Source organism: Brucella tritici, assembly GCF_902825325.1.
Classification (GTDB): Bacteria; Pseudomonadota; Alphaproteobacteria; order Rhizobiales; family Rhizobiaceae; genus Brucella.
The window spans coordinates 18,074-40,470 of the sequence record NZ_CADEAR010000019.1 but is presented as its reverse complement, the minus strand read 5'-3'; the positions used below and the strand labels follow the sequence as shown (position 1 = coordinate 40,470).

Below are 22,397 nucleotides of genomic sequence, written 5' to 3'. Positions count from 1 at the left end.
CTCGTGCAAGGCTGGAATGCAATTTGTCCGGCGGGAGGGGCAGGCACCCCTCCCGTCAGAGGCAGCCATGGATATTAGAAGTCGTACTTATCCATGTTTTCCTTGGTCACGCCGACCCAGCCTGCGCCATAGAGCAGGTTCGGTTTGGCAGCGTCCGGCGCCAGCAGGCTTTCATAGCCCGGCAGGCCCAGATTGAGACCGGCCTTGATCTGGTCGTTCTTCTTCTCAAGCGCTGCGACGGCCAGCATGTTCATGGCATAGCCTGCAACGGCCGGGTCCCAGAACTGGATGTACTGGACGTCGTCGTTCTTCAGATATTCACCAGCCACCGAAACGAGGCCCGTGCCTGCGAAGAAGACCTTGCCCTTGAGGCCGCCTTCGGCGATCAGGCGTCCGGCGCCGGCAGAAGTTGGCATCGGCGCGCCGAGAATGCCCTTGATGTCCGGATAGGCGGTCATCGCTTCCTTGAGCTTGTTATAGTCGGTATTGGCATCGTCATAGGTTTCCAGACGACCGGTAGCTTCGGCCATTTCCGGGAAGTTGGCCTTCTGGTATTCGACGGCACCGTCGATCCATTCCATCTGCGACTTCGAGGTCAGGCTGCCGACGGTGGTGATATATTTGCCCTTGCCGCCCATCGACTTGCCGAGTTCCTTCATCAGGTTGGCGCCATAGGCCTTGTTGTCGAAGGCTTCGATGTCGTAATCGACGTTCTGGATGTTGGATGCTTCGTGGCTGATGACGACGATGCCACGTTCGCGCGCCTTCTTCAGAACCGGCTCCACGGCTTCAACCGAGAACGGCACGATAGCAATAGCGTCAACGCCCTGTGCGATCAGGTTCTCGACAATCTGTACCTGTGCAGCAGCGTCCGCCTGGCTCGGACCGACCATCCAGACGTCATTGCCGGTGTCAGCCTTGAACTGGTCGACGCCATCGCGCATGCGGTCGAACCAGGCAATGCCGTCTACCTTCACAACGGTTGCGATGGTGTATTTCTTGTCATTGGCAGTGGTAATCAGTTCCTTGTTAATCTTCGACGTATCAACGACGCCTTCCGCGAAAGCGTGCGGAACGGCAACGGACATGGCAATCGCCACGGATGCTAGAAATTTTTTCACCGGTGTTTCCTCCCTGGGAATTCTTTGGTCGCCCACCCTTGATGGCTCGGACAAACACAATTGTTGCTACGCCGACGCATCTCAGGAACGGTGAGTGCGTCGGCGTTCTCCTCCATGCCCGGCTTCCCGGCCGGGCGAAAATTCGATCTGTTTTCCCGCCTGTCTGACGTCCTCGAAGAATGGAATTCTGTTCGAGGCGCGCAAAACCCTGTTGTCATATCCTCCCAACAATGCGAATTATAATGTTACAATCCGATCATTATGTTTGGATCGTTTCACATTTATGTTCAGCCTGTCAAGATCGGATGATCGCATTGCGTGAAATGTGACGGACGTATAAACGGGGTGAGCGGACCGCAAGGAATGGGGACAGCGTGAGCAGAATCAGCCGGAAGGAAGAGCGGATTGCCGAACTGGCGGCGCTGGTCGATGAAGTCGGCGTGCTTCGCCTGCGCGATGCGGCAGCGCGTCTCGGCGTTTCTGAAATGACGATCCGCCGCGATATCGGCGGCGATGGCGGGATGCTGAATTGTTTGGGTGGTTACATTATCCCCACGCAAGACGGTGTGAATGGCGATTATGTCTTTGATTTTGAAAAAGACAGTCATGCCAATGCCAAGGCGCAGGCCTGTGCCGCAGCCGCAGCGCTGATCGAACCCTATGATACGGTTTTCATCGATTGCGGCACGACGATGCCGCACCTTGCTCACCGCATACCGCAGAACCAGCACATTACGGTTGTCTGCTACGCTCTCAATATTGCGGAAATCCTGTCGCAGCGCAGCGATGTGCGCCTTATCGTTCTGGGTGGGCTCTATCACCCGGAAGCGGCATCGTTTTCAGGTGACGAGGGGATCGACGTCCTGAAGCGCGTCAACATCAACAAGGCTTTTCTGTCGGCTGGCGGCGTTGATGATCAGCATGGGGTCACCTGCTCGCACTTCCATGAAGTGCCGATCAAGCAGATGGCCATGCAGCGCGCCGTCGAGAAACATCTCGTCATCGACAAGAGCAAATACGGCAAGGTAAGGGCCGCGCGTTTTGCAGGTACGGCTGATTTCACGTCGATCGTGTCGGGCTAGTGGTCTGATTCCGACATTTGCATCCCTCAGATAATACAAAAGATAGCTCAATTTTTTCGCTTCAACAGGCCTTCCAGAAACGTCCTGAACGCCTTGACGGCTCGCTTTGACGTGGCTTCGGGATCGTCCGAATTGGCGATCCATTGCGCGGCGCTGCTGCTCGCCGCATTGATCAGCCGCGCGGCGGCTTCCGAGTCGATATCGACGATGATACCTTCTTCACGCAAGGCATCGAGGCTTGTGGCTATCGTGCGGATACAGCCATTGGCGCTCGGCCAGCTCGAAGGATCGCCGAACACTGCCGGCCCGTCGCGAAACATGATCCGCTGGATTTCCGGCTCAAGCGCCATCTCGATATAGGCCACATTCTCGTCGACAAAGCCCTGCCAGCGGTCGAGTGCCTTCGCAGAAATCGTGCATAGTCTCGCGGCCATCTCGCAATCGATCTCGTTGATCACGGCCTGCAGAAGACCCTTCTTGTCACCGAAATGGTGATAGAGCGCGCCGCGTGTCAGCCCGGCGGAGGCGGTAAAATCATCCATCGAAGCCTCAGTATAGCCAGCGGTCCCGAAGGCCTTGCGCCCCGCAGCCATCAGCTTCGTCCTTGTTTCGGCAATCATTTCGCTTCGCGGTTTACGCATCATGGTTCCTTTTATTTGCATACGCTGCGTATATTAGTTGACATACGCCGCGTATCAATTATTTAATTAACATACGGACCGTATGCAAGTGATGTAAATCCCCTTTCAAGGACCCACTCCAATGTCCAATCCATATAGAGAGATTTTCAGCGCCCCAGGCGCTATTGGCTTTTCGGCGGCTGCGTTCTTCGCCCGTCTTCCCTTTGCGATGGCGCCGGTCGGCATCGTAGCCATGCTTGCGCAGACTCATGGCGAATACTGGTTGGCTGGCGCGGTTTCGGCCACTTTCGCGCTCACGAATGCATTCATATCGCCGCAAATATCGCGGCTTGTCGATCGTTACGGGCAAAGCCGCATCGTCATGCCCGCCACAATCGTTTCGGTGATAGCCTTCGCCCTTCTGATTGCGGCAACAAATCTGGGCTGGGCGAATTGGACATTGTTCGTCTCGGCATTCTTTGCCGGCGCCATGCCCAGCATCCCGGCAATGGTGCGGGCACGATGGACCGAAATTTTCCGCAACCGTCCCGAATTGAATACCGCTTTCGCATTCGAATCGGCCGCCGACGAACTGGTCTATATTTCAGGTGCTTCCCTTTCCGTGGCTTTGGCGGTTTCGTTATTTCCCGAAGCGGGAATGCTTATTAGCACGGCTTTCCTGGCCGCGGGCACGACCGCCTTCCTTCTGCAGCGCTCCAGTGAACCGCCGGTTCGCGCGCTTGACCAGAGCAGCCCGCAACGTTCCGCTATCTGGTCGCGTCCCGTTCAGATCATCACGCTGGCACTCATCTTCGTCGGCTCCACCTTTGCGACCGCCGAAGTCAGCGCCGTGGCGATCACAAGCGAGCTTGGTCAGCCCGGCGCCGCCAGCCTTGTGATCGGCGTCTACGCAATCGGTTCGTTCCTTGTCGGGATAACGCTTGGGGCACTGGCGCTTCGTATGCCTCTGCAGCGCCAGTTGATGATTGCCGTCAGCGTGCTGGCATTGACTGCCCTGCCGCTACCCTTTGCCGGAACATCTACAGCGCTTCTGGCAACGGCGGTGTTCGTCAGCGGCGTTGCGATTTCGCCGACATTCATAACGGCCTTTGGCCTGATCGAACGCCGCGTACCTGAAACGATGCTGACTGAAGGCATCACTTGGGTGATGACGGGCATTGGCATCGGCATGGCGCTTGGCGCGTTCGTTTCCGGCTGGGTGGTCGACAATTTCGGTGCCGCAAACGGCTTCTGGGTTTCTGTGGTCGCCAGCCTCAGCGCGGTTGCAACCGTCGCGTTCGGTCAGGCGAGCTTGTCCGGCGGGCGGGAAGCTGTCGAATGTGGCACGCTATGCGCAGCAGAAGCAGCAGAGTAGCTATGCAGGGACGAGCGGGTAATTCCCGCTCGTCAATCGCCGTAAATACGCTCTTCCAGCGGTGTGGAAGCGATCAATCCCTTCAGCCCGGCCAGCATGGCCTTTTCGGCCTTGTTGAGATTGGTTTCCGGATTGTGGATCAAGAAAACATCGATTGCCGGCGGGTTATCGTAAGGTGGCAGACGCCAGAGAACACCGTCGTCGATCTCGCGCCGCGCTACATGCAGCGGAAGCGGGCCGATACCAAGACCGGTGATAATCATCCGGCGCACTTCTTCAAGGCTCGACGAGGTGCCGACGACATCCGGCGAAAGCCGCGCTTCACTGCGCAGCAGGGCCACAGGGCGCAGCGCGTCGGCAATATGATCGGTCTGGAACGATACCGATGGTTCTCCCTTCAGATCGGCAAGCGTCAGCCCCGACTGGCCGAACATGCGGTGGCGGGGTCCGCAAAAAAAGCCGAAGAACTCCCGATAGACCATGGTGTAATCCAGCGCCGGATCGCGATTGCTCACCAGTCCCAGACCGAAAGAGGCGCGCTTCTCGCGCACCAGCCGGGCGACTTCGGTGCTGGCGGATACGTTGATCGTCAGTGTTGCGCGGGGATGCTGTTCGTGAAAAAGCGCAAGCGCTTGATCGAAAATGGGCGAAACAATGTGGCTGGCGACTGAAATGGTGACATGGCCAGTCACATCGTCACCGACGCCGCGCACCAATTGCGGCAATTGTGAAATGGCACCGAAGACTTCGATGCTCTGTTCATAGAGCAGTTTGCCAACTTCGGTCAGCTCGAAATGCGTGGCGTCACGCTCCACCAGCCGCTGGCCGATGCGGTCTTCCAGCCGGCGCAGTGCATTGCTTACACTTGGCTGTTTGAGGTTGAGGCGCTCGGCGGCGCGGGTGATGCTTTTGACTTCGGCGATCACCACGAAACTACGCAGAAGGTTCCAGTCCAGATCCCAGACCAGACGCTCGGGGCGATGCAGCGACATGGTTTTATCCATTCATGAAATCTATGCAATCCATTCCCATTATCTATTTGCGAAATGCATCCATAAAAGCAATCATGAATATTGAGAGGCATCAAATAGCCTCAGAAAAACAATTAAGAGGAAGTCGGGAACAGCATGTTTAACAAATTCACGGGTTTCATTGCCGCTGCCGCGATTGCTGCCACAGCAGTTTTTGCGATTGCGCCCGCACAGGCGGATGATCTTGAAAAGATCAAGGCATCGGGCGAACTGAAGATCGCCATGAGCGGCCAGTACCCGCCGTTCAATTTCGTCAATGAGAAGAACGAAGTCGTGGGCTTCGACGCTTCCATCGGTTCGGCGATTGCCGAGCGTATGCAGTTGAAGCCGCAGCTCATCACCACGGCCTGGGATGGCATCGTTGCCGGTCTTCGGGCGGGCAAGTTCGATACGGTCGTCGGTTCCATGACGATCACGCCGGAGCGCGAGAAGGCGGTGGACTTCGTGGGACCGTATTATCATGCAGGTCGCGCGGTTTTCGTGAAGGAAGACTCCGCCGTTCAGAAGCTCGACGATCTCAAGGGCAAGACGCTGGGCGTGACGCTTGGTGAAACCCATGAGAAGTGGGCGCGCGAACAGGGCGGTTGGACCATTCGCACCTATAAGGGCCTGCCGGAACTCATGCTCGAACTGAATTCGGGTCGTGTTGACGCCATCGTTGTCGACAACATCCCGGTCATGGTGGCGATCAAGGAAACCGGCCAGAAGGTCCGCAAGCTCGATACGCCGGACATTGAAGGCGGCAGCGTCGCCATCGGCATCGCCATCCGCAAGAATAATCCGGAGCTGAAGGCTGCCATGCAGAAGGCTCTCGATGAGATCATGGCCGACGGCACCTACGAGAAGATCTCGATGCAATGGGTCGGCAGCGACATTCGCTGATACGTCATCCCGGCCCGGCATATGTCCGGGCCGGTTGAGCACCGATTGACCGGAGTTTTCCGATGGATTTTGCGTTGATGCAGCGCGTCCTCCCGTTTTTTCTGGAGGCGGCATGGGTAACTGTGCAAATTTCTGCGCTGGCCCTCATCCTGGGCCTTGCGGTGGCTGCAACACTTGTGGCGGCGCGCCTGTCCCGCTCACCCATTCTGCGGGGATTTGCAATCGCCTATGTCAGCGTTTTTCGCGGTACGCCCTGCCTTGTCCAGCTCTTTATCCTCTATTTCGGCGGTCCGCAGATCGGCATCAATCTGGAACCGTTTGCCGCTGGCGTCATCGGGCTCGGGCTGAACATCGGGGCCTATATGTCGGAATCGATCCGTGGCGCGATTCAGAGCGTGGACCGCGGGCAAAGCGAAGCGGCGCGCTCCATCGGCTTCGGGCGCGGCCAGACCATGCGGCTCGTTGTGCTGCCGCAGGCGGCTCGCCTCATGATCCGCCCGCTCGGCGTCAACGCCATTGCTCTTTTGAAAGGCTCGGCGCTGGTCTCTACGATTTCGGTGGTTGAACTGACCTATACGGCGCAGCGTTTCATTGGTTCGACCTACAAGCCGTTCGAGATTTTCGGCGTTGCTGCCGTTCTCTACATGATCATCATCTATGTCATGGCGCGCGGGGTCGATTTTCTCGACAAACGCTTCGCGGCGCAGTGAGGGAGGACTGGATGCAGGCTCTCGATTTCAGCATCGTCACTCCCTATACGGATCTGCTTTTGACCGGACTGTGGTGGACGCTTGTTCTGACCGTTGCATCGGCGTTCTTAAGCTTCGTATTCGGCATCGCATTTGCGCTGGTGGTGCTTTATGCGCCTGCCATACTTGCCTGGCCGGTACGGTTTTTCATGTGGCTGTTCATGGGAACGCCGCTTCTGCTGCAACTGTTCCTGATCTATTTCGGGCTGGTACAGATCGGCATCAATATTCCCGCCCTTGGTGCCGGCATTATCGGCCTTAGCCTGCACTTTGCCGTCTATAATGCCGATATCATCCGGGCAGGCATCGTGGCGGTCGATCCGGGTCAGATGGAAGGCGCCCGTTCCATCGGTTTCAGCCACGGTCAGGCTTTGCGCTATGTCGTCATTCCACAGGCGATCCGCAACACGATCCCGCCGATTGGCAACAACATGATCGTTCTTTTGAAGGATACGTCGCTGGTTTCGATCATCGGCATTGCCGAGTTGGTGCATAGCGCCCAGCTTGCCATCAGCGAAACCTTCAGCCCATTCGAATTCTATATCACCGTCGCGGCTATCTACTACGTGGTCAATCTCGTCCTTGAGGCCGGTTTGCGACGCATTGAAAGAAAAGTGGAGGTCACGCGATGAGCAGCCCCAAAGCCGCAAAACCGATGGTCGAAGTGAAGGGCGCCCGCAAAGCCTATGGTGAGCTGGAAGTGCTGAAAGGCATCGACCTTTCGGTGGCGCGCGGCCAGATCGTGGCGATCATCGGCCCCAGCGGTTCCGGCAAGAGCACATTGTTGCGTTCGATCAATCATCTGGAAACGCTGAATGGCGGCGAAGTCTGGCTCGATGGCGTGCAGGTCAACCAGCCGCTGACGGGGCAGGCGTTTGAAAAGCACATCAACGCGGTGCGCCAGCAGATGGGCATGGTATTCCAGCACTTCAACCTGTTCCCGCATCTGACGGTGCTCGAAAACATCACGCTCGGCCCGATCAAGCTCAAAGGCCTGGGCAAGGATGCGGCACGCACGCTGGCGCTGGAGCTTCTGTCGAAGGTGGGGCTTGCCGACAAGATCGACGTCTACCCCTCGCGCTTGTCGGGCGGGCAGAAGCAGCGTGTGGCTATTGCGCGTGCGCTCGCCATGCAGCCCAAGGTGATGCTGTTCGACGAGGCCACTTCGGCGCTCGATCCCGAGCTGGTGGATGAAGTCAATGCGGTCATGAAGCAGCTTGCCGCCGAACATATGACGATGCTGATCGTCACGCATGAGATGCGTTTTGCAGGCGAGGTCGCCGACCGCATCCTGTTCATGGATGGCGGCGTGGTGGTGGAAGAAGGACCGCCGGATCAGATTCTGAGCAATCCGGTGCAGGAGCGCACCCGCTCTTTCCTCAAGAAATATCTGGCTGCGTGAGGTGTCGGCATGAGCGAGAGAAACGTTAACGAGTTCCCTGATTTCGGGCTGACCCCGGCGCAGCGTCGCGAAGCAGTCCTTGGCCATTATTACGAATATCCCGGCATGGACGGGCCGCGCGGCGAAATCTGGTGCTACACCGATGCCTATTCCTATTTGCCGGGCGCGACCGTCCATCTGCAGGTGAGTGCGACCGCCTCGCGTTTCGATATCGAAATCGTGCGGGACGGGGCGGTGGAAACACCGGTCTTCTCCAAACGCGGGATCGACTGCAAATGGCAGGAAACACCGGCGCAATGTTCGGTTGTTGGCTGCGGCTGGGAAACGACATTTGCCTTCAGGACGGATGAAAACTGGCCTTCCGGCGCTTATCGCATCACGCTGAAGGCGCATGGCAATGACGGACAGCCGATCCATTGCCATCACCTGTTCATCCTGCGTCCTGCGGCGGGCCGCAAGCCCGGACGTATCCTGCAGGTCGCCGCGACCGGCACATGGACCGCCTATAATACCTGGGGCGGTTCCAACCATTATCAGGGCATTACCGGGCAAAATGGCGATCAATATGCAACAACGGTGAGCATCGAGCGCCCGTTCTGTCGTGGCTTTGTTGTCCTGCCATCCGACGCGCCTCGCGTGCCGTTGGAATTTGTGACGCCGCCTGCCGCGCCGCCGCGCTATCCGCATATGGAATGGGCCTATGCCAATGGCTATTCCAAGAAATATACCTCTTCCGGCTGGGCAAGCTATGACAGCCTGTTCTTCCGCTGGGCCGAGCGGGAAGGTTATGCGGTTGATCTCGCCAGCCAGCACGAGCTGCATTTTTCGCCGGAAATCCTCGACGGTTATGATTGCGTGGCCTTTGTCGGTCACGACGAATACTGGACGTGGGAAATGCGCGATGCCGTTGATCATTATGTCGATGGCGGCGGTCGTGCGGCGCGTTTCGCGGGCAATTTCATGTGGCAGACACGGCTTGAGGACAACGGCAAGCGCCAGACCTGCTACAAATATCGCGCCCGCGCCGAAGACCCGGTCTATCGCTCCGCCGATCCGCGCCGCACCAGCGGCTGCTGGGAAGCGAAAGAAACCGGACGGCCCGCAGCGGAGACATTCGGGCTCAACGCACTGCGCGGGCTTTATGTGGGCTGGGGCGGTTGCGCCCCGCGCGGCGTGCGCGGTTTCCCAGTCTATCGCCCCGAACACTGGGCCTTTGCTGGCACCGGCATCTATTACGGCGATCTTCTCGGCGCGGATGGTCACGCCTTCGGCTATGAGGTCGACGGGCTCGACTATGTGATCCGGGGCGGACTGCCGGAGCCGGAAGAAGGCAGCGGCGCGCCCGACGGGTTGCAGATTCTGGCGCTCGGCATGTCGTCTCTCAAGGAGGAGAGCGCGGACATTCCAGCCGACGATCAGTTCCTTTCGGACGCCGATGCCAAATTCGTGGCCGACACGCTGATCGGCGACAATGGGGATGCATCCGTCGAACGCATCAAGCGCGGCTGCGGCATGATCGTCAATTTCCCGCGCGGCAAGGGCGAGGTCTTCCACGCCGGAAGCTGCGAGTGGGTAGCGGCTCTCAAACGCGGCGACCGCATGGTCGAGCGTGTGACCGCCAATGTTCTCAACCAATATCTCAAGCGCTGACAGAGTAACGCCATGCTCAAAACAAATGCACAGAATGAACGCCCGACATCGCATCTTTTCTACCAGTCGCGCCTGCGCAGGCCGCTGGTGGATCGTGCCGAGGGCATCTACATCTGGGATCAGGATGGACGCCGCGTCATCGACGGGTCGAGCGGCGCGATGGTGGTCAATATCGGCCACGGCAATCGCAACGTGCTCGATGCCATGAAAGAGCAGATGGACCGCGTGACCTTCGCCTATCGCCTGCATTTCGAAAACGAACCGGCGGAAGATCTGGCACGGATGGCCGCCGAGCGTATGCCGGAAGGTCTGGACAAGATTTTCTTTGTTTCCGGCGGCTCGGAAGCGGTTGAATCCTGCATCAAGCTCGCCCGCCAGTGGGCGGTCGCGACCGGGCAGGGCAAGCGCTGGAAAGTGATCTCGCGTTTTCCATCCTATCACGGCGGCACGCTTGGCGCTCTGGCTGTCACCGGCTATGCGGCTTTGAGTGAGCCCTTCGCGCCCATCATGCGCGAAATGCCGAAAGTTCCGGCACCGACCGCCTATCTCGACCGGGACAATCTCACGATGGAACAGCGCGGCCAGAAATATGCCGACATGCTGGAGGAGAAGATTCAGGAAGAAGGCCCTGAAAGCGTGCTCGCCTTCATCATGGAGCCGATCGGTGGGGCGTCCACCGGCGCGCTGGTCGCGCCCGACAGCTATTATCCGCGTATCCGCGAAATCTGCGACCGTTATGGGATCCTGCTGATCCATGACGAGGTGATGAGCGGCGCCGGGCGTACCGGCAAGTTTCTCGGCGGCGACCACTGGAATTGCAAGCCCGACCTCATCGCGCTTTCCAAGGGCTTTGCCTCCGGCTATTGCCCGCTTGGCGCGATGGCGGCACCAGCCTGTATCGTGCAGCCGGTTCTGGATGCGGGCGGCTTCCTACATGGCTTCACCTATGCCGGCAATCCGCTGGCCTGCGCAGCGGGCAAGGCGGTGCTGCAGGAGATTGATCGCCTTGATCTGGTCGGCAACGCTGCCCGTATGGGCGACGCTCTGAAGGGCGAATTGGAAGGGCTTGCAAAACGCTTTCCCTTCATCGGCGATGTGCGCGGCAAGGGCTTGCTGCTGGCAGCGGAATTCGTGTCCGATCCAGAAACCATGAAGCCCCTGCCGAAGGAACTGAACGCCCATCAGCGCATGGTCGATCTCGCCTATGAACGCGGACTGATCATCTATTCGCGCCGCACACGCGGCGGCGTCGAAGGCGATCATTTCCTCGTCTGCCCGCCCATGATCGTGAGCCGCGAACAGGTCGGCGAGATCACCGCCATCCTCGGCGATACGCTGGAGGTTCTGGCACGTGAACTCAGCCTGCCTTTGAATGCTTAAGGAAACCGGATCATGACCGACAAGAAGAAAACGCGTCGCAAGGTGATCATCACCTGCGCAGTAACGGGCTCCGTGCATACGCCGACTATGTCGCCGCATCTGCCGGTGACGCCGGACGAAATTGCGAGCGAAGCCATTGCAGCGGCGGAAGCGGGCGCATCCATCCTGCATCTCCACGCCCGCGATCCGCGCGACGGCAGGCCGTCCGCCAATCCGGACCTGTTCATGCAGTTCCTGCCGCGCATCAAGCAATCGACGGCGGCGGTGGTGAATATTTCCACTGGCGGCTCGTCGCTGATGACGCTGGAAGACCGGCTGGCCGCGCCGCTTAAAGCGCAACCGGAAATGTGTTCGCTCAATATGGGTTCGATGAATTTCGCGTTGTTTCCGGCGCTCGACAAGCCGCGCGAGTGGAAATATGCGTGGGAGCCGGAACTGCTGGAGGCTACCCGCCATTCGATATTCAAGAACACTTTTGCGGATATGGAAGGCATTCTGACCAGTCTCGGGCAGGGCTGCGACACGTGCTTCGAGTTCGAATGCTACGATGTCGGCCATCTCTATTCGCTGGCGCATTTCCGCGACCGGGGGCTGGTGTCCGGTCATCTGTTCATCCAGTTCGTCTTCGGCGTGCTGGGCGGCATCGGTGCCGACCCGGACAATCTCATGCATATGAAGCGGATCGCCGACAAGCTGTTCGGCGACGATTATTCCTTCTCCGTGCTGGCAGCTGGGCGGCATCAGATTCCGATGATTACCATGGCGGCTGCCATGGGCGGCAATGTTCGCGTCGGGCTGGAAGATAGCCTCTATGACGGGCGCGGCCAGCTTGCCAAGAGCAATGCAGATCAGGTTCGTCGCATCCGCGGCATCCTCGATGGCCTGTCGCTGGAAGTTGCGACGCCCGACGAGGCGCGTGAATATCTGGGCCTCAAAGGTGGAGACAGGGTGGCGTTCTAGTGGATTGAATTTGAAGTTTGAATCCCGGCTGACACATATGCTGTTTCAAACGTCAAATTCGAAAAATCCACTAGATACATATACTTGCTAGTGGTCTTTTCGATTCCAGCATTTGTTCAGCGCTTGAGCCGAGGGATGCAAATGTTGGAATCAGACCACTAGAGCATGTCTCGCGAAAGTGGGAACCGCTTCCGCGGGAAAATCAGTCCACTGGACTGATTTCTGACCCCGCTACGACGAGATAAAGACATGCGTAAACCAGGAAATGATCTGATGCCGAAGATCGTGTTGGACAGCAAAACAGGCGTTGTGGTCCGGCTTGGCGAGCTTGCCGATGCCGAACAGATTCACGCAGCAATCTGCACGATGGGGGAGGGACTTGGCGCTGCGGGCAAAATCACCAGCACAGTTGAGGATTTCCGCCGTTATGGCTTCGGTCCATATGCGGCTTTTACCAGCCTGATCGCTGAGGTGGACGATAGGTTTGCCGGGCTGGCCCTGTTCTTCCTGATCTTCTCGACATGGTTGGGCAAACCCGGCGTCTACGTGCAGGACCTCTATGTCGATGAAGCTTTTCGCGGAAGGGGGATCGGTGAGGTGCTTTTGCGCCATGTCTCCTCCTGGTCGATGGCGCGCGGCGGTGTCTATCTGCGGCTTGCCGTGGACCAGGACAATGTCGCAGCGCAGAGATTTTATGACCGGCTGGGTATCGGCTGGATCGAAACCGACCGCGATCACGGAGCCTATGGCGATGATTTCGCCCGTCTGGCGCGCATCAATAAAACTAAGGAGTAATCATGAAAGCCTTTTACGCTGTCGAGCAGAAGCGTCACGACCCGAAAGCCTTTCTTTCCAGCGGTGCGCCGCAGCCGAACCCCGAACAGCCGGAACGTGTTGAGCGCCTGCTCGCCGGTGCGAAGGCCGCAGGCTACGAGATCATCCGTCCGCAAAATCATGGCCTTGGCACGATTGCAGCCGTGCATACGCCGGAATATCTCGAATTCCTGCAGCATATTTATGCTCGTTGGCGGCGCATCGAGGAGGCGTCAGAAGAGGTAATCCCGAACATCCACCCGCTGGCGCGTGATGGCCGTTATCCGGCGTCTGCCGTGGGGCAGGTCGGCTATCACATGGCCGATACGGCTTGCCCGATAGCCGAGCATACATGGGAAAGCGTGTGCTGGAGCGCATGGAGCGCGGTCGATGCCGCCGATGCGGTACTTGGCGGCGAGGTCGCGGCCTATGCGCTCTGCCGTCCGCCGGGGCATCATGCCTTTGCCGATGTAGCGGGCGGCTTCTGCTTCGTCAACAATTCGGCGGTCGCGGCCCAGCGCCTGCGTTCGAAAGCCGAGCGCGTGGCGATCCTCGACGTCGATCTGCATCACGGCAACGGCACGCAGGGCATATTCTATGCTCGCCCCGACGTGCTGACCGTCTCGATCCATGCCGATCCGGTGCGCTTCTATCCGTTTTTCTGGGGCCATGCCGATGAGCGCGGCGAGGGCGCGGGGCTTGGCTACAATCTCAACCTGCCGCTGCCGCGCAAATCGGGCGATGCTGAGTTCCTTGCGTCACTCGATGCGGCCTTCCGCCGTATCGAAGCCTTCGCGCCGGATGCGCTGGTGGTGGCGCTTGGCCTCGATCCGTTTGAAGGCGATCCGTTCGGCGGATTGTCGGTCACCACCGGTGGTTTCGGCCGCATTGCAGAAGCAATCGCAAAGCTTCGGCTGCCAACCGTCATCGTGCAGGAAGGCGGCTATCTCTGCGACGCGCTGGGCGATAACCTCACGGCGTTTCTGGGCGGCTATCAGTCGGTGGCGCGATGAGCGGTCTTGTTACCTTTGTCGGCGTCGCGCATCCGTGGATGTGCGATGTCATGGGACACATGAACGTCCGGCATTATGCCGGGATGTTCGATGATGCGAGCTTTCAGCTTTTGGGCCACATTGGCGGGAAAATTCCCGATGACGGTTTTGGTTGGGCGGACGTGCGCTCGACAACCGAATATAAACAGGAAGTGCCAGCCGGAGACCTGCTGACGATCCGTTCACATGTGCTGAAAATCGGGCGCTCGTCGCTCACCTTTCGCCAGATGATGGTGGGTTCGCTGGACGGCGAACTGCGCGCGGTTAACGAGACGACTACGGTTTGTTTCGACAAGCTTGTGCGGCGCTCAGCCGAACTCGAACCGGACATGCGCGTCCGGGCAGAAAAGCTGCTTGCGGATCATCCCGCCGGCTGACAGGAAAAATGCAGCACGCTTTTCGTGCAGTCGCATTGAAGGTCACGCAACAGGCCGTCCTTGAGGCCGTAAATCCACCCGTGCACGACGATATCCTTGTTCTGCTTCCAGGCTGATTGCAGAACCGGCGTGCGCGACAGGCTTTCCACCTGCGAGGCGACGGTCAGTTCGCAAAGCCTGTTCAGGCGTTCTTCGGGATCGGTAAAGCCGTCCAGTTCCAGTTCATTCGCCTGCGCGATATCGCGAACCGGCTGGAGCCAGTTGTCGATGATGCCGTGACCATAACCGGCCATGGCGGCACGCACGCCACCGCATCCATAATGGCCGCAGACGATGATGTGTTTGATCTCCAGCACTTCGACGGCAAATTCAAGCACTGATAGCAGGTTGAGATCGGCGCGATGAACGAGGTTGGCGACGTTGCGGTGTACGAACACCTCACCCGGCTGCAATCCGGTGACGACATTGGCCGGAACGCGGCTGTCCGAACATCCGATCCAGAGATATTCCGGACGCTGCATTGATGACAGGCGGCTGAAATATTCAGGGTCTTCCTGGCGCTTTTCCGCCGCCCATTGCCGGTTATGTTCGAAGAGGTCTGATATCATGAGCCCGTCTCATCCGGATGATCTTCATTCTCAGACATAGACGGATATAGAAATATAGTAATTGATGTCGATCAAGTAAGAATTGCTTCGGCATGGAAGGAGCGGGACCAACACCCGCTCCTTATTGTTTCTTATGCCGCTGGCTTATCGCTACGGCCGATACCGAGCAGCTGGTAGAAGACGAGGGCCGCCAGCGTTGACGTCGCAATGCCGCCAAGGGCGAAATCGCCGATCGTCAGCGTGAAGTCGCCAGCGCCGAAAATGAGCGCCACACCGGCGGTGAAGAGGTTGCGGGAATCCGCGAAGTCTACCTTGTTGACGATCCAGATGCGCGCCATGGCAGAGGCGATCAGGCCGAACACCGAAACAGCAAGACCTGCGAGAACCGGGGCCGGGATCGTCTGCAGGATCGCGCCGAATTTCGGTGACATGCCGAGGATCAGCGCCATGATGGCAGCAATCACGAAGATCAGTGTCGAATAAACCTTGGTCATCGCCATGACGCCGATGTTTTCAGCATAGGTGGTCACACCTGTGCCGCCGCCCGAACCGGAGATCATGGTCGCAAGGCCATCGCCGAGGAAGCCGCGGCCGATATAACGGTCCATGTTCTGGCCGGTGATCGAGCCGAGCGCTTTGATATGGCCGAGATTTTCCGCCACCAGCACGACAGCGACCGGCGCGATGAGGGTGATCGCCTGCCAGTTGAATTCAGGCGTGGTGAAATGCGGTAGGCCGAACCAGGCTGCGTTGCTGACGGCGGTGAAATCGATGCCGGGCACGATGTCGAGGCCGTTGCCGAGGATCAGGACCAGCAGATAGCCGAACAGCAGCGCGAAGAGCACGGACAGGCGCTTCGTTCCACGCGGTCCATAGGCGGCGATCATCCCCATGCAGAGAACGGTGAGCAGCGCGATGGTTATATGCGTGCCGCTTCCCTTCAACTGGCCGACAGCGACCGGCGCAAGGTTGAGACCGATGGAAACGCCGATGGCGCCGGTGACGACCGGAGGCATCAGCCTTTCGACCCAGCCCGTGCCGATGGCCATGACCACAAGGCCGATAAAGGCATAGAGCGCGCCGCAGGCGATGATGCCGCCGAGCGCGATGGCGATGTTGGGATTGGGGCCGGTGCCGCCATAGCCGGTTGCGGCGATCACGACCGCGATGAATGCGAAGGACGAACCGAGATAGCTTGGCACTCGGCCTGCCGTCAGCACGAAGAACAGAAGCGTGCCGATACCGGAGAAGAAGACGGCCACATTGGGATCGAAACCCATCAGCAATGGCGCTACGATAGTCGAGCCGGACATTGCAAGAAGATGCTGCACGCCCATCGGTATGGCGGCGGCGGCTGGCAGGCGCTCGTCAGGAAGCACGACGGCGTTTGATGTCAAACGCCAACTTGGAAAATAGCCCATGATGTCCCTCTGGAAAATATTATCCTGTTGCCTTTATCGCCTCATGGCGGCGATTTCCAGTGGGGAACAGCCCAATCGGCAAGCGAGTTGTTGATGAGTGCTCTCCACAGTTTTCAGCCTGTCACCGTCACGTGGCCCTTATCATCCGTCACCGTTCCGATGATGCTGGCAGATGGATAACCGGCGGCGCGAATACTATTCAAAAGCCTTACGGCTTCCTCCGGCGCACAGGATACGAGAAGGCCGCCGGATGTCTGCGGGTCAGTCAGCAATTGCTGTTTCCAGAGCGGATAATCGTCCGGAAGCCGCACCTCATGGCCGTAGCTTGCCCAGTTGCGGGTGGAAGCTCCGGTCACGAAACCGGCTTGCGTCAGTCGTTCGGCCTGCTTGAGAAAGGGGAGAGCGGCACAATCAAGGGTAACGCCTGCATTCGAACCGCGAGCCATTTCGAGCGCATGGCCGAGAATGCCGAAGCCGGTGACGTCGGTGACAGCATGAACGGCATCATCCTTGCCAAGTTCGGCGCCAACCCGGTTCAGAAGCGTGACGGACGCCATCATTTCATCATAACCGGCGCTGTCGAGTTCCTGCTTCTTGAAGGCAGCAGAGTATATGCCGACACCGATTGCCTTGGTCAGGATCAGCGTGTCTCCGGCGCGTGCGCCGCTGTTCTTGCGCAGGCTGGAAAGCCTGCAAGTGCCGATGACCGCCAATCCGTAGATCGGTTCCGGCGCGTCGATGGAATGCCCACCCGCAACCGGAATGCCGGCTTCAGCACAGATGCTGGAGCCGCCTTTCAGGATTTCGCGGATCATTTCGGCGGGCATCTTGTTCACCGGCATGCCGAGGATCGCCAGCGCCATGATCGGCGTTCCGCCCATGGCATAAACATCGGATATCGCATTGGTGGCTGCGATACGTCCGAAATCCAACGGATCGTCCACCATCGGCATGAAGAAATCCGTGGTGGCGATCACGCAATTTTCGTCATCCAGTTGCCAGACAGCGGCATCGTCGCCGGTTTCCGTTCCGACGAGAAGTTGGCTGAAAGGCTGCATGACCGGCTGGTCCGACAGCAGGTCCTGCAAAACGGCCGGAGCAAGCTTGCAACCGCAACCGCCACCATGGGCAAGCGTGCTGAGACGAATAGGCGATGCGATATCCATGATGTCCTCAAAATTTATATCGTTGTTTCGCGTGCTGTCATCGCGTAGCGGAAAGCATCCGCATCGAGACAATCAAGACGGGCGCTGGCGACTTCGGCCTGCGGATACATCAGGAAGCCGAGTTCCGGCCCTTGCGCGGAGGGCAAGGCGATATCGCTGCCATCATTGAAGGCGATCCAGTTGCCTTCCCATGAACCGAATAGCTTTTGCCGCACGGCCATGACACGCGGATCGTCGGCGGTCAGCCCGTCCTTTTCCTCTTCCAGCATCACCTTGCGCACATCCGCCGGATCGGTCGCGACCCAGCCAATGCCGTCGAGATAGATTTCGGCGCGGCAGTGCTGGGCCTTGGTGATGACTTCGTTCTTCGCGCCAAGGCTCTTGTAGCCGAAGGCGGAAGGCGCAACGCGCACGCCATAGAGGTCGCGGGCCGGAATTCCGGCTGCCCTGACCAGAGCGACAAACAGCGGATTGATGTCGGCGCATTTGCCGCCGAGATCGCCGCTGTCGAGCATGGCGACGATATTGCCGTCACCGCAGCCGCGTGTCGAGGCGCGCCGGTAGGTGTTGGCGACGACCCAATCATAGATCAGGCGTGCCTTCTCCTCATCGGTGTCCGCACCCGCAACGATCTTGTCGGACGTCTGTTTGACGATGCCATCGACGGGCGCAAGGCGCGTTCCGGCCAGATAGCGTTCGCGTTCCGCGCGGGTCAGCGGTACGGCCTTTGCCGAGGCATCGAGATTGCTTGCACGGTCGCGGGTGGAGATGAGGCTGATGATTTCGGCTTGCGGTTTCGCTTCGTTTGCGTCCCATTCGAGGTAAAGCAGGCCGGTGCCGCTGGCCGGATCGCGGTCGAGCCGCGCGACCTTGGCGTTTGTCGTCCAGCGATTGCCTTCGGGACGGTTCCAGTCGTTGCCATTGAACCCCGCCATCGGAACCCAGACACGAATGACTTCTCCTGAAGCGGCAGGCGTAACGCTGGTGGTGATCTCGAAGCTGCGCCAGCCCGACGGCTGCGGCGCGAATGTGTTGTTGGCCGCAGACGCAAAATTCGGCAGCATGCTGAAGGCGGCGCAAGCCGCACCGGATTTAAGAAGTTCCCGACGGTTCATGACGATCCCCTTTTTGCTTTGAATTGTTCTTGTTGCAATTGCGCGAGAAAAATCGTTCCGCCCGCCTTCGGTCCGGAAAGCGGTAGGTATGCAATGATTGCAGGAAATCTGGATGCGGCTTTGCCCGATTGAAATGAGGCTGAGCTGAGGGTCGCAAAACACCGTCGCATCGGGTCAAGGAAGCCGACGCGAGGCAAGAGCCACTCAAAATTCAGGCCCCGAAACTCGGGAGCAACAAAAGAAGCCACGATGTTAGTTTGGCGTTTTTGCACAGGAACGTCAATCAGTCTGCACTCTTTCAAGTCATTCTTGTGACAATGCCTATGTAATAATACCTGACAAAGAAAGTCATGTTATTGATAAATGTGCTTTATTATTAAATTTTTTAGCCTGCTGTTCGGTTGACAACTTGGTTTTATTGCGGTGAACTGATGGTCAGGCAAGTCCAATTTAAAGAAGAATATGCTTCGGCATTTTTCTTCTGACGATCAGGGAGGTGCAGCGCAATGAATGTGGAGCTCTCACGCCGCCAGTTTCTGGGCGGAACGGGGGCGGTAGTGGCGGCTTCGGCGCTTGGGTCCTTCGGTTTTGGTGCGGTGGAAAGCGCCTATGCCGAATCCATCCGCCCCTTCAAGCTGACGAACACGACCGAAACCCGAAACACCTGCCCTTACTGCTCGGTCGCCTGCGGCGTCATTCTTTACTCCAAGGGTGACGTCAGGAAGAACGAGAAGGCCGAACTGATCCATGTCGAAGGCGACACGGATCACCCGACCAATCGCGGCACGCTTTGCCCGAAGGGCGCGGCGCTGAAGGATTTCGTCAAGGCGAAGACCCGCCTGCAATATCCGCAGGTGCGCGAGCCGGGTTCATCCGAGTTCAAGCAGATTTCCTGGGAAGATGCGCTCGACCGCATCGCGCGGCATCTGAAAGACGACCGCGATGCCAACTTCATCGCGAAGAATGCGGCCGGCACAACGGTCAACCGCTGGACCTCGACGGGTTTCCTCGCAGCTTCGGCGACCACCAACGAAACGGCGTTTCTCACCTACAAGGTGGTGCGCAGCACAGGCATAGTAGCATTCGATAACCAGGCACGCGTCTGACACGGCCCAACGGTGGCGAGTCTCGCCCCAACATTTGGCCGCGGAGCAATGACCAACTCCTGGACCGATATCAAGAACACCGATCTCGTCGTCGTCATGGGCGGCAATGCTGCGGAAGCGCATCCGTGCGGCTTCAAATGGGTGACGGAGGCCAAGGCCAATCGTGGCGCCAAGCTGATCGTCGTCGATCCGCGTTTCACGCGCACGGCGTCTGTGGCGGATTTCTACGCGCCTATCCGGCAGGGATCGGATATCGCCTTCCTGCTCGGCGTCATCAACTACTGCATCCAGAATGATAAGGTGCAGTGGGATTATGTGAAGCATTTCACCAATGCCAGCTACATCATCAAGGATGGCTTCGAATACAAGGACGGGCTGTTTACCGGCTATGACGAGGAAAAGCGCGACTATGATCGTTCGAGCTGGGATTATGTGATTGGCGATGACGGCTATGCAGTCATCGACGATACATTGCAGAATCCGCGTTGCGTTTGGAATCTCCTGAAGCAGCACGTTTCGATCTTCACGCCGGAAATGGTGGAACGCATCTGCGGTACGCCAAAGGAGAAATTCCTGAAAGTGGCCGAGATGATGTCCGAATGCTCGGCGCCGGACAAGACGATGACGTCGATGTATGCGCTCGGCTGGACGCAGCATTCCAAGGGGTCGCAGAATATTCGCTGCATGGCGATGCTGCAGCTCATCCTCGGCAATATCGGCGTGCGCGGTGGCGGCATGAATGCGCTGCGCGGTCACTCCAACATTCAGGGACTGACCGATATCGGCCTGATGTCCAATCTTCTGCCGGGCTACATGAACATCCCGGTCGAAAAGGAAACCGATCTCGAAATCTATATGTCGACACGCGGTTTCAAGCCGCTGCGCCCGAACCAGACGAGCTACTGGCAGAACTATCGCAAGTTCTTCGTCAGTTTCCAGAAGGCGATGTGGGGCAGTGCCGCGACCGTCGAAAATGACTTCGTTTATGACTGGCTGCCGAAGCTCGATGTGCCGAATTACGATATGCTTCGTATTTTCGATATGATGCATGAAGGCAAGGTCAACGGCTATGTCTGTCAGGGGTTCAACCCGCTGATGGCTGTGCCGAACCGCAAGAAGCTGACCGATGCTTTGTCGAAGCTGAAATTCCTCGTGACGATGGACCCGCTGGAAACGGAAACCTCGCGTTTCTGGGAAAACCACGGTGAATATAACGACGTGGATTCGGCTTCCATCCAGACGGAAGTGTTCCAGCTGCCATCCACCTGCTTCGCAGAGGATGAGGGTTCGCTCACCAATTCCGGGCGCTGGCTGCAATGGCACTGGCCTGGTGCTACGCCGCCCGGCGACGCGAAGACCGACAACTGGATCATGGCGCAGATATATTTGCGGCTGAAGGGGCTTTATAGCAAGGAAGGCGGGGCCTTCCCCGATCCGATCCTCAATCTCGTCTGGGATTATAAGGACGAAGGCGAGCCGACGGCGGAAGAACTGGCCAAGGAACTGAACGGTCGTGCTCTTTCCACGGTGACCGACCCGACCGATCCGACCAAGGTTGTTGCCGAGGCGGGCAAGCTTCTGTCCGGCTTCGCGGCGCTGCGCGACGATGGTTCGACGGCATCGGGCTGCTGGATTTATTCCGGCTGCTTCACCGAGGCTGGCAATAATATGGCGCGCCGCGACAATCATGATCCGGATGAGACCGGCGCCTATCTCAACTGGTCGTGGGCATGGCCTGCAAACCGTCGCATTCTCTATAACCGCGCCTCTGCCGACCTCAACGGCAAGCCGTGGGATCCGAGCCGCAAGCTCATAGAATGGGACGGTTCGAAATGGACAGGCTATGACGTGCCGGACATTGCGCCGACCGCCAAGCCGGAAGAGGTCGGTCCGTTCATCATGAATGCGGAAGGCTCCTCGCGTCTGTTCTGCCGCGGCATGATGCGCGACGGTCCGTTCCCGGCCCATTACGAGCCGTTTGAATCGCCGCTCGCCAATGTGATCGCACCGAAAATCCGGGGTAATCCGGTGGCGCGCGTTTTCAACGACGACTTCAAGCAGTTCGCGGAAACGGCCTCGGAGGAGTTCCCTTATGCGGCGACCTCCTACCGCTTGACCGAGCATTTCCACTACTGGACGAAGCACGTCACGGTGAATGCCGTTCTGCAGCCCGAGTTCTTCGTGGAAATCTCCGAAGAGCTGGCGAAGGAAAAGGGCATTGCCAAGGGCGACTGGGTGCGCGTGTGGTCGAAGCGCGGTTCGGTCAAGGCCAAGGCCGTGGTGACCAAGCGCATCAAGCCGCTCATCTGCGACGGCAAGACGGTGCATGTAGTGGGCATCCCGCTCCATTGGGGCTTCATGGGTGCCGCCCGCAAGGGCTTCGGCCCGAACTCGCTGACACCTTTCGTCGGCGACGCGAATATCGAGACGCCGGAGTTCAAGGCGTTTCTGGTCAATATCGAGCGCTCAAGCGCGCCTGTAGCTTAG

The 22,397-nt window shown here is 58.5% G+C and carries 20 protein-coding genes; 13 read left to right on the top strand and 7 right to left on the bottom strand.

What is annotated here, in order from left to right; translation table 11 throughout:
• Positions 1-74 precede the first annotated feature (74 nt).
• Positions 75-1,121: an autoinducer 2 ABC transporter substrate-binding protein gene (locus HWX93_RS19670; RefSeq protein ID WP_176038431.1), complete on the bottom strand. Its 1,047-nt coding sequence runs from the start codon at positions 1,119-1,121 to the stop codon at positions 75-77.
• Positions 1,122-1,495: 374 nt separating this feature from the next.
• Between HWX93_RS19670 and HWX93_RS19665 the strand changes: the two genes are divergently transcribed.
• Positions 1,496-2,203 carry a DeoR/GlpR family DNA-binding transcription regulator gene (locus HWX93_RS19665; protein WP_176038430.1) on the top strand — a complete coding sequence of 236 codons (708 nt, stop codon included), beginning with the start codon at positions 1,496-1,498 and terminating at the stop codon, positions 2,201-2,203.
• A gap of 47 nt (positions 2,204-2,250) precedes the next feature.
• On the opposite strand, the gene HWX93_RS19660 is transcribed toward HWX93_RS19665, so the two are convergent.
• Positions 2,251-2,844 carry a TetR/AcrR family transcriptional regulator gene (locus HWX93_RS19660; RefSeq protein ID WP_109988115.1) on the bottom strand — a complete coding sequence of 198 codons (594 nt, stop codon included), beginning with the start codon at positions 2,842-2,844 and terminating at the stop codon, positions 2,251-2,253.
• Between the two features lie 121 nt (positions 2,845-2,965).
• Here HWX93_RS19660 and HWX93_RS19655 point away from each other — a divergent pair, with 121 nt between their 5' ends.
• Entirely contained in the window at positions 2,966-4,198 is a 1,233-nt protein-coding gene (locus HWX93_RS19655; RefSeq protein ID WP_176038429.1) for an MFS transporter, read from the top strand.
• A 32-nt stretch (positions 4,199-4,230) separates the two neighbouring features.
• Here the strand turns inward: HWX93_RS19655 and HWX93_RS19650 are convergent, their stop codons facing one another.
• Positions 4,231-5,190: a LysR family transcriptional regulator gene (locus tag HWX93_RS19650; RefSeq protein ID WP_176038428.1), complete on the bottom strand. Its 960-nt coding sequence runs from the start codon at positions 5,188-5,190 to the stop codon at positions 4,231-4,233.
• Between the two features lie 135 nt (positions 5,191-5,325).
• On the opposite strand from HWX93_RS19650, the gene HWX93_RS19645 reads away from it, so the two are divergent.
• From HWX93_RS19645 to HWX93_RS19600, 10 genes are all read left to right on the top strand, one after another.
• The gene (locus tag HWX93_RS19645; RefSeq protein WP_109988113.1) at positions 5,326-6,111 is read left to right on the top strand and encodes an ABC transporter substrate-binding protein; all 786 of its coding nucleotides are present in this window, start codon (positions 5,326-5,328) and stop codon (positions 6,109-6,111) included.
• Positions 6,112-6,173: 62 nt separating this feature from the next.
• Positions 6,174-6,821: an amino acid ABC transporter permease gene (locus HWX93_RS19640; RefSeq protein ID WP_109988112.1), complete on the top strand. Its 648-nt coding sequence runs from the start codon at positions 6,174-6,176 to the stop codon at positions 6,819-6,821.
• A gap of 11 nt (positions 6,822-6,832) precedes the next feature.
• The gene (locus tag HWX93_RS19635; RefSeq protein WP_109988111.1) at positions 6,833-7,492 is read left to right on the top strand and encodes an amino acid ABC transporter permease; all 660 of its coding nucleotides are present in this window, start codon (positions 6,833-6,835) and stop codon (positions 7,490-7,492) included.
• Between the two features lie 23 nt (positions 7,493-7,515).
• On the top strand, positions 7,516-8,262 hold the full coding sequence (locus tag HWX93_RS19630) for an amino acid ABC transporter ATP-binding protein (RefSeq protein WP_109988130.1): 747 nt from the start codon (positions 7,516-7,518) through the stop codon (positions 8,260-8,262).
• Between the two features lie 9 nt (positions 8,263-8,271).
• Positions 8,272-9,912, top strand: coding sequence for a N,N-dimethylformamidase beta subunit family domain-containing protein (locus HWX93_RS19625; RefSeq protein ID WP_176038427.1), 1,641 nt, complete (start codon positions 8,272-8,274; stop codon positions 9,910-9,912).
• Positions 9,913-9,924: 12 nt separating this feature from the next.
• On the top strand, positions 9,925-11,292 hold the full coding sequence (locus HWX93_RS19620; protein ID WP_176038426.1) for an aspartate aminotransferase family protein: 1,368 nt from the start codon (positions 9,925-9,927) through the stop codon (positions 11,290-11,292).
• Positions 11,293-11,304: 12 nt separating this feature from the next.
• Complete coding sequence (locus HWX93_RS19615; protein WP_176038425.1) at positions 11,305-12,252, top strand: 3-keto-5-aminohexanoate cleavage protein; 948 nt, start codon at positions 11,305-11,307, stop codon at positions 12,250-12,252.
• 273 nt (positions 12,253-12,525) lie between these two features.
• On the top strand, positions 12,526-13,047 hold the full coding sequence (locus tag HWX93_RS19610) for a GNAT family N-acetyltransferase (protein ID WP_176038435.1): 522 nt from the start codon (positions 12,526-12,528) through the stop codon (positions 13,045-13,047).
• Between the two features lie 2 nt (positions 13,048-13,049).
• Positions 13,050-14,078 (top strand): histone deacetylase family protein, encoded by a 1,029-nt coding sequence (locus HWX93_RS19605; RefSeq protein WP_176038424.1) that lies wholly within the window; start codon positions 13,050-13,052, stop codon positions 14,076-14,078.
• Positions 14,075-14,494 (top strand): acyl-CoA thioesterase, encoded by a 420-nt coding sequence (locus HWX93_RS19600; RefSeq protein WP_176038423.1) that lies wholly within the window; start codon positions 14,075-14,077, stop codon positions 14,492-14,494. The genes HWX93_RS19605 and HWX93_RS19600 overlap by 4 nt, the downstream gene beginning before the upstream one ends.
• Here HWX93_RS19600 and can read toward each other — a convergent pair.
• The 4 genes from can to HWX93_RS19580 form a co-directional block, all read right to left on the bottom strand.
• Positions 14,479-15,102, bottom strand: a complete 624-nt coding sequence (can, locus tag HWX93_RS19595; RefSeq protein ID WP_176038422.1) for a carbonate dehydratase — start codon at positions 15,100-15,102, stop codon at positions 14,479-14,481. The genes HWX93_RS19600 and can overlap by 16 nt on opposite strands.
• A gap of 131 nt (positions 15,103-15,233) precedes the next feature.
• Complete coding sequence (locus HWX93_RS19590; RefSeq protein ID WP_176038421.1) at positions 15,234-16,523, bottom strand: solute carrier family 23 protein; 1,290 nt, start codon at positions 16,521-16,523, stop codon at positions 15,234-15,236.
• 113 nt (positions 16,524-16,636) lie between these two features.
• Positions 16,637-17,689: a selenide, water dikinase SelD gene (gene selD / locus HWX93_RS19585; protein ID WP_176038420.1), complete on the bottom strand. Its 1,053-nt coding sequence runs from the start codon at positions 17,687-17,689 to the stop codon at positions 16,637-16,639.
• A 14-nt stretch (positions 17,690-17,703) separates the two neighbouring features.
• Positions 17,704-18,804, bottom strand: coding sequence for a transglutaminase-like domain-containing protein (locus HWX93_RS19580; protein WP_176038419.1), 1,101 nt, complete (start codon positions 18,802-18,804; stop codon positions 17,704-17,706).
• Between the two features lie 506 nt (positions 18,805-19,310).
• Here HWX93_RS19580 and fdnG point away from each other — a divergent pair.
• Positions 19,311-22,397: a formate dehydrogenase-N subunit alpha gene (gene fdnG / locus HWX93_RS19575; RefSeq protein ID WP_109988100.1), complete on the top strand. Its 3,087-nt coding sequence runs from the start codon at positions 19,311-19,313 to the stop codon at positions 22,395-22,397.

Excerpts from the sequence above, each read along its gene's own strand:
- HWX93_RS19660 (WP_109988115.1), bottom strand. The coding sequence starts at position 2,844 with ATGCGTAAACCGCGAAGCGAAATGATTGCCGAAACAAGGACGAAGCTG.
- HWX93_RS19655 (WP_176038429.1), top strand. The coding sequence starts at position 2,966 with ATGTCCAATCCATATAGAGAGATTTTCAGCGCCCCAGGCGCTATTGGC.
- HWX93_RS19650 (WP_176038428.1), bottom strand. The coding sequence starts at position 5,190 with ATGTCGCTGCATCGCCCCGAGCGTCTGGTCTGGGATCTGGACTGGAAC.
- HWX93_RS19645 (WP_109988113.1), top strand. The coding sequence starts at position 5,326 with ATGTTTAACAAATTCACGGGTTTCATTGCCGCTGCCGCGATTGCTGCC.
- HWX93_RS19640 (WP_109988112.1), top strand. The coding sequence starts at position 6,174 with ATGGATTTTGCGTTGATGCAGCGCGTCCTCCCGTTTTTTCTGGAGGCG.
- HWX93_RS19635 (WP_109988111.1), top strand. The coding sequence starts at position 6,833 with ATGCAGGCTCTCGATTTCAGCATCGTCACTCCCTATACGGATCTGCTT.
- HWX93_RS19630 (WP_109988130.1), top strand. The coding sequence starts at position 7,516 with ATGGTCGAAGTGAAGGGCGCCCGCAAAGCCTATGGTGAGCTGGAAGTG.
- HWX93_RS19625 (WP_176038427.1), top strand. The coding sequence starts at position 8,272 with ATGAGCGAGAGAAACGTTAACGAGTTCCCTGATTTCGGGCTGACCCCG.
- HWX93_RS19620 (WP_176038426.1), top strand. The coding sequence starts at position 9,925 with ATGCTCAAAACAAATGCACAGAATGAACGCCCGACATCGCATCTTTTC.
- HWX93_RS19615 (WP_176038425.1), top strand. The coding sequence starts at position 11,305 with ATGACCGACAAGAAGAAAACGCGTCGCAAGGTGATCATCACCTGCGCA.
- HWX93_RS19610 (WP_176038435.1), top strand. The coding sequence starts at position 12,526 with ATGCCGAAGATCGTGTTGGACAGCAAAACAGGCGTTGTGGTCCGGCTT.
- HWX93_RS19605 (WP_176038424.1), top strand. The coding sequence starts at position 13,050 with ATGAAAGCCTTTTACGCTGTCGAGCAGAAGCGTCACGACCCGAAAGCC.
- HWX93_RS19600 (WP_176038423.1), top strand. The coding sequence starts at position 14,075 with ATGAGCGGTCTTGTTACCTTTGTCGGCGTCGCGCATCCGTGGATGTGC.
- can (WP_176038422.1), bottom strand. The coding sequence starts at position 15,102 with ATGATATCAGACCTCTTCGAACATAACCGGCAATGGGCGGCGGAAAAG.
- HWX93_RS19590 (WP_176038421.1), bottom strand. The coding sequence starts at position 16,523 with ATGGGCTATTTTCCAAGTTGGCGTTTGACATCAAACGCCGTCGTGCTT.
- selD (WP_176038420.1), bottom strand. The coding sequence starts at position 17,689 with ATGGATATCGCATCGCCTATTCGTCTCAGCACGCTTGCCCATGGTGGC.
- HWX93_RS19580 (WP_176038419.1), bottom strand. The coding sequence starts at position 18,804 with ATGAACCGTCGGGAACTTCTTAAATCCGGTGCGGCTTGCGCCGCCTTC.